We start from the raw sequence: 5,615 nt of genomic DNA, 5'->3' as shown, positions 1-5,615 counted from the left end.
AAACGACTTTTCGTCACTGGTCCCGGTCTGGCCGTTCATCAACTTGGCAATCTGGTCGTCACAGAACAACGCCATGTCCTTGAAGTTTTCCGCGCTGGCCCGACTGGCTGTTTGTACGATGTTTACATCCTCTTCCACATCCCGGATGATCCAGCCATTCGTACCGAAGTTGGCGGCCATCTCTTCTTTCTCTTTTACCTCCTCCTCGTTGGTGGTATCGATGGCAAAGTCCAGGAGCGGTTTGCCGAAACGTTCGTTATATTCCGACCAGTCGGACCGGGCAAAGGTTTTCCAGATAACCTCCCGCGTGATACTCTCCAGTTTGCCGGGATTCTCCGGATCACCCAGCGGCAGGAGGAAGAAATCAAATTCCTTCCCGTCGTATGAAATCCCTTCCCGGTCGGAAGGGTTTATGACAATCTGCTTTTCGAAGGGACGCACGTGTTTACGAGGGAAGACTTTCACATCGGTAAATTCTCCTTTTTCGTCCTGTTCCTGAAACTCGGCAATGGTGTATTCCCAGAAATCCGTGTACATGGCAATGGTGATAAAGTGCGTGAACCAGGGACGCTCGAAAAGGCGGGTTTTCTCTTTGTTCACCGCCTCGCCTTCCAACACTTCGAACGGTTCGGTAATAAGGTACGATTCAGCCTTTTCGCGTTCGGCTATCACCTGGCTGTCTTTCCAGGAGTTTTCGTACATGGTAAGCAGGTCCATGCGGTCGGAATTCACCGGGTCGAGGGCATTTTCCACCGCCTTGGTCAGATTGCCGATTTCCATCTTTACCCGGTCGATGGGTTGCTTCGCTAAAAGCTTCGATTTGCGGCCGGTTTGTTTTACGCCCTTTACGGCGTCAAAAAAGTTTCTTATATACGCTGATGCCTTCATACTACTTAAAGTTTAAATTTCGAGCGTTTAAACAGTGTTTAAACAGTCTCACTCAAATGGGTTGTGGCTGCGCTTGGGGCTGGAACCCCACCGGAACCGTGTTTTTACTTTCCCGTCCTTCTGGAGCGGAAGAAGATCGGTTGCCGCTTTGCCGCCGGCAACCGCTTCGATTTCCCGGCGCACATCGTCGTAGTTCTTGGCGACACGTTCCGGGATATCCGTATCGGCTACGGTATTGTGCAGGAAATAGACCGACAAAGACAGCATCCAGCGCACAAGCGTCTGGTTACGGGCCGCCCCGGACCGGGAAAATTCGGTCTGCATGTTGTAGCGTGCCGCGAGGTTGGACATGATAAAGCCGTACGCATAGCCTTCGGCCTCTTCGAGTTTATCCACATCCCCGCCCAGGAGCATGCTGAGTAGTTCCGGATTGATAAATGTCCGGTAGTCGCTTTGTTGTAAGAAATTCATCATTGTCATCCCCTCCTTGCTGAATTATGTTTGTACTTGCCGCTGCGGGCGGTTGTTTTCTTGCCGATGCTGGGCTTGTTGAGTTTGTAAACACCACCCTCTACGGCATCCGGGCCGTCGTCGTGCTCGGCATCCGGGAAACCCAGAAACTGGTTCCTGAGTTCCTGCATGTCCGGGCTATGTTTTTCTGCCCGGTTGAAGCGGATAAGGCCACGTTCGGCATAGGCGGAAAGGTCCTCGATGCGTTCCGTCTTTTCCGGCTTCTTGCGCTTATCGCCACGGATGGCAATGCTGTAACCCCTCAGTTCCGCTTCTTCGTCGTATTTCTTCAGGTGGATATCCTGTATGAAGTTCGCCTCCATCCAGTGCGGGCAGGTTTTGTTCTCCGGTACCTCTTCCGCCAGGTCATAGTGCCCGCGTACCATTTCGGGGGTAGTGCATTGCCGGCAGAATACTTTGTAGATGTCGAAGTATTTGCCGTTCTTCCCAATCAGGACAATCGCCTTGAAGTCGTTTTTTTTCGTCTCCTTGTATGAAGGGTCGTTGTAGGTTACCAGTTTTTCGCAGTTCTGAATAGGCGGCAGGTCCGCCCAGGGTAAGTGTTCCTCCCTGAATATACGGCCGATAACGATGTGCTGGTGGAAGAGTTCGCGAAGGGCCAGACGGCGGCCCATGTTTTCCATTTTGGTAAGGATTTGCTGGCGGGTGTAACGTTCTTTCCAAGCCGGTACGCCTTTTTCCGACAGGTCCATTTCGTGTGTGTGTGGGTTCTCCAAGGCATACACCTTCAAGTGTGTAATCGTCTCTTTTTTCGGGTCGCCTTCTTCCACGTCGCCCACGATGTGCGCCAGGATGCTACGTTTATGGATACGGTTGCCGATGACTACAAAACGGCTTCCCTTCGTCGGGGCACAGCCGTACAAGTCGCCCAGAACCCAGTCCGTTGCCTCCTGCACGCGTTTTTCGTTCTTGCAGATTTCGGCATCGTCGATATCATCCACGATAATCAGGTTCGGACGGAGTGCGGCTTCACGTACGCCACGCGGCGATTGTCCGCGCCCGAAAGCCCAAAAGCCAACCCCGTCATTTGTTACGAAATGGCCGGTATCCCATTTCCCTGATTTGTATTGTGGCCCGTAATCGGCGATATAACGCTGGTTAAACATGAGTTGTTCCTGAAGGTCAGCCAGCAATCCGTCCGCTTTATTCTCATTTGCAGACGAGAGGACAACCCCTGTCAATTTCCCCAACGCTTTCAGGTACATGGGCAGAAAGATGTCCATGATTACGGACTTTGCGTGTTCACGCGGCCATTCGCCAACAAACATGATGTCTTCGTTGTCGACAATCAGTTTCACGCCCTTTTTATGGAACCAGCCGAAATCGGCATCCATAAAGTCCTCGAAATAGTAACGACAAAACTTCGTGAAATCCTTTTTCAGGTTGGCGATACGTCTTGTTTTTTGCGTTTCCGTTTCCTGTGTGATTGGTCGCAGACGGACAGTCTCCTGCATTTCGGCAAGCCACTCGTTGTACTCGCGTTGTTCTTTGGGTGTCAGGTTACGTTCCAGGCTCATGACATGCCTCCCCTTTGTTCATTCAGGAAATCGTTCAATGCCGGGGCCACATCCCGCGCCAGTGTCGGATAGTTGTCTTTCAGGAACTTATTTATCAGGCGGACAATCCGTACAAGGGTTGTCCAATCGGCCTCCTTGACCTTGATCATGTTGAACAGGTCGCGTGCCCCGTCGATGTCCCCCTTGCTTATCAGATGCGGTTCCCCGCCCTCTTTTTCCTCTTTAATGTATCGTTCCTTCAGTTTGCGCAGGGTTGCCAGCTGGTAGCGTACCAGGTCGCGGGTGTCTTCGTGGATGGTTTGCATGGCCATCAGGTCCTCGGTTGCCTTCCGGTCCCATTCGCCGTCCTTTTTCCAGCGTGTTATTGTCTGTTCGGAGCGTTGCAGGATGCGGGCGATCTCCTGCTGGGAGACGCCTTCCTTAAACAGGATGTAAGCAGCTTCTTTGTCGTTCATATTCGCGTACTTTTTTAGGCAAAGTTCCTGTCGGACAGCACTTGCGAAAAATAAAGTTCCAAGGATGGGAATAAAAATTGTCATCCTTGGAATTTCATTTTGAGCCGTTTCCTTATCCCTTTTCCTTTGCCCTTGTAATCATTACGAACGAACACGAATTTTTTAATCTATGGACAAGTATGTAGACATCGTTAACAAAGACACGAAAGAAGCCACCATGCGGCTCTACGGCGAAATAGGCAGGCAAGTGGATGCCGACCTGTTCGCCCAGGAGTTGGCCGCACTGGACGACCGGATAGATAAAATACACCTGCATATCAACAGCCCCGGCGGCGACGTGATATCCGGTCTCAGTATCGTATCCGCCATGCGTACCATGAAGGCGTTCATCCATGTGCATATAGACGGTATCGCCGCCAGTATGGCAGCGGTTATCGCAATTGCCGCCGACAGAGTCAGCATGCAGGATTATGCCAAACTGATGATCCACAACCCGTACCCGTCCGACAGTGACGCCGAGATGAACGACAAGATGCGTAAGGCCCTTGCCAGCCTGACCGATACACTGCAAACGATCCTGAGCCGCCGGGGCTGTAAAAAGGAAAAGATCGGTTCGCTGATGTCGGCCGAAACCTGGTTTACGGCCGATGAGGCAAAGGCGGAAGGATTGGTTGACGAAATCGTATCCAGCCAGCGGGCGGACGAACTGAAGAACCTCACGACTACGGAACTATTAACCCGTATCGCGAATGAATATAAACCTGTAAATAACAACGAAATGGATTTGACAAAAATTGCAGCAAAACTGGGCTTGCCGGCAACGGCGACCGAACAGCAGGTGCTGGATGCCATCGAAGCAAACCGGGTAAGACTGGAGGAACAGCACAACCGACTGGTAGACCATTACCTCGCCTTGGGCGTAAGCAATGGGAACGTTACGGACAAAAACAAGGAGCGCATGAAGAAGCTGGCCGCTGCCGACTTCGACCTGTTTGCCGAAATGGTAACGGAAGTAAAAGAAAAGCCGGAAGGTGAAGAGGGTAATGCCGGAAACGGCAATACCGTAACCCCGACAGTTCAGGCGGCCGGCCGCCTTAGTACCGCCCTGGAAGAATTGAAAGGTAAAGCTGCCGGTGCACAAGCGCAGGCTGGTAAAGACTGGAACTGGTATCAAAAGAACAATCCGGGATACCTGAATGAATTGGAGAGGACAAACCCGGCACAGTTTCAGAAGTTGCTGGATGATTACGAAAACAGCTTATAACACGTAAAAGCATGGAAGAATTGCAGAATCCCATTGTAAAATGGCCGTTTGGCGCAGCAACTATTTTGCTCATGACAGCCGTCGGCGCTCAGGCATTTGATATCGTCAACAACCTGACCATTGTAGACGGTTCGTCCGTCGTGGCTACGGATAACCGTACGCTTGACCTTACCGCCGACCCCGACCTGACACCGGGAGCGCGGGTAATCGTGAAAACAACCTCTACGGCTACCGAAAAGCTGAATCCGGGAACGGGTGTAAAGGGGGAATCTATCACCGGTGTAGCCGGAAAGACGTTCGTCACAGAGTATGTCTATGATGGAACCGGCTTTATCCAGACAGGTAAATCAATCCAAATTGACTAACAGATATGGCAGAAATCAGAACAACGCTCTATTCCAAAGAGCTTCAAAAACAAATTTTCCCGGACAACAGCTTTTATAAGAAGTCTGTAGCCGAAACCGGTGTGGCTGATACTACTGAAACGGTAGAAAAACCGGTACAAACCCCAATCAGCAAGGCAAAAGAGGGTAAGCCCAAATCCTTGCCGCTGGAAATCGAAGTATCGACCGACACGAAGAAAACGTACAACACGACGCTTATCTATTGTCAGCCGCTCTTGATTGACTCCCAGAGTGAACTGCTGACCAATTACAGCAAACGCCAGACCAAACAGGAACAGCAGGCAGGCGAGATGAACAATAAGATTGCGGCGTATGCAGCCTATCACTGGTCGCCTACCAAAAGCACGAACATCCTGAAAACAACCGGGGATGCCCGAAAGAGCAATATCTCGGGATTGACCTCCAACCGCAAAGCCCTGACAAAGGACGATTTGCTGACGTTGCACAACCTGATGATGCGTATGAACGTATCGGGTATCGGTGGTAAATGGTATGGCATGGTAACGCCCGACCAGTATTCAGACCTGTTGAAAGTACCGGAATTTGTGGATTACTA

Annotated in this window: 7 protein-coding genes; 3 read left to right on the top strand and 4 right to left on the bottom strand. The window is 51.1% G+C overall.

Annotated elements, in window-relative coordinates:
- The 4 genes from DW103_RS17640 to DW103_RS17625 form a co-directional block, all read right to left on the bottom strand.
- The coding region (locus DW103_RS17640) for a hypothetical protein (RefSeq protein ID WP_147381248.1) at positions 1 to 888 on the bottom strand (888 nt) is incomplete at its 3' end.
- Between the two features lie 48 nt (positions 889 to 936).
- Complete coding sequence (locus tag DW103_RS17635; protein ID WP_158576712.1) at positions 937 to 1,362, bottom strand: phage protein Gp36 family protein; 426 nt, start codon at positions 1,360 to 1,362, stop codon at positions 937 to 939.
- Between the two features lie 2 nt (positions 1,363 to 1,364).
- Positions 1,365 to 2,936 carry a hypothetical protein gene (locus DW103_RS17630; RefSeq protein WP_122278559.1) on the bottom strand — a complete coding sequence of 524 codons (1,572 nt, stop codon included), beginning with the start codon at positions 2,934 to 2,936 and terminating at the stop codon, positions 1,365 to 1,367.
- Positions 2,933 to 3,475 carry a helix-turn-helix domain-containing protein gene (locus DW103_RS17625; RefSeq protein WP_122278557.1) on the bottom strand — a complete coding sequence of 181 codons (543 nt, stop codon included), beginning with the start codon at positions 3,473 to 3,475 and terminating at the stop codon, positions 2,933 to 2,935. The genes DW103_RS17630 and DW103_RS17625 overlap by 4 nt, the downstream gene beginning before the upstream one ends.
- Positions 3,476 to 3,560: 85 nt before the next feature.
- Between DW103_RS17625 and DW103_RS17620 the strand changes: the two genes are divergently transcribed.
- From DW103_RS17620 to DW103_RS17610, 3 genes are all read left to right on the top strand, one after another.
- Entirely contained in the window at positions 3,561 to 4,655 is a 1,095-nt protein-coding gene (locus DW103_RS17620) for a head maturation protease, ClpP-related (RefSeq protein WP_122278555.1), read from the top strand.
- Positions 4,656 to 4,666: 11 nt separating this feature from the next.
- Entirely contained in the window at positions 4,667 to 5,020 is a 354-nt protein-coding gene (locus tag DW103_RS17615) for a hypothetical protein (RefSeq protein ID WP_122278553.1), read from the top strand.
- A gap of 5 nt (positions 5,021 to 5,025) precedes the next feature.
- On the top strand, positions 5,026 to 5,615 hold a 590-nt coding region (locus DW103_RS17610), incomplete at its 3' end, for a hypothetical protein (protein WP_147381247.1).

The organism is Parabacteroides sp. AM08-6, from assembly GCF_003473295.1.
Taxonomy (GTDB): Bacteria; Bacteroidota; Bacteroidia; order Bacteroidales; family Tannerellaceae; genus Parabacteroides.
The sequence above is the reverse complement of the archived record's forward strand: the minus strand, read 5'-3'. Positions and strand labels throughout refer to the sequence as shown.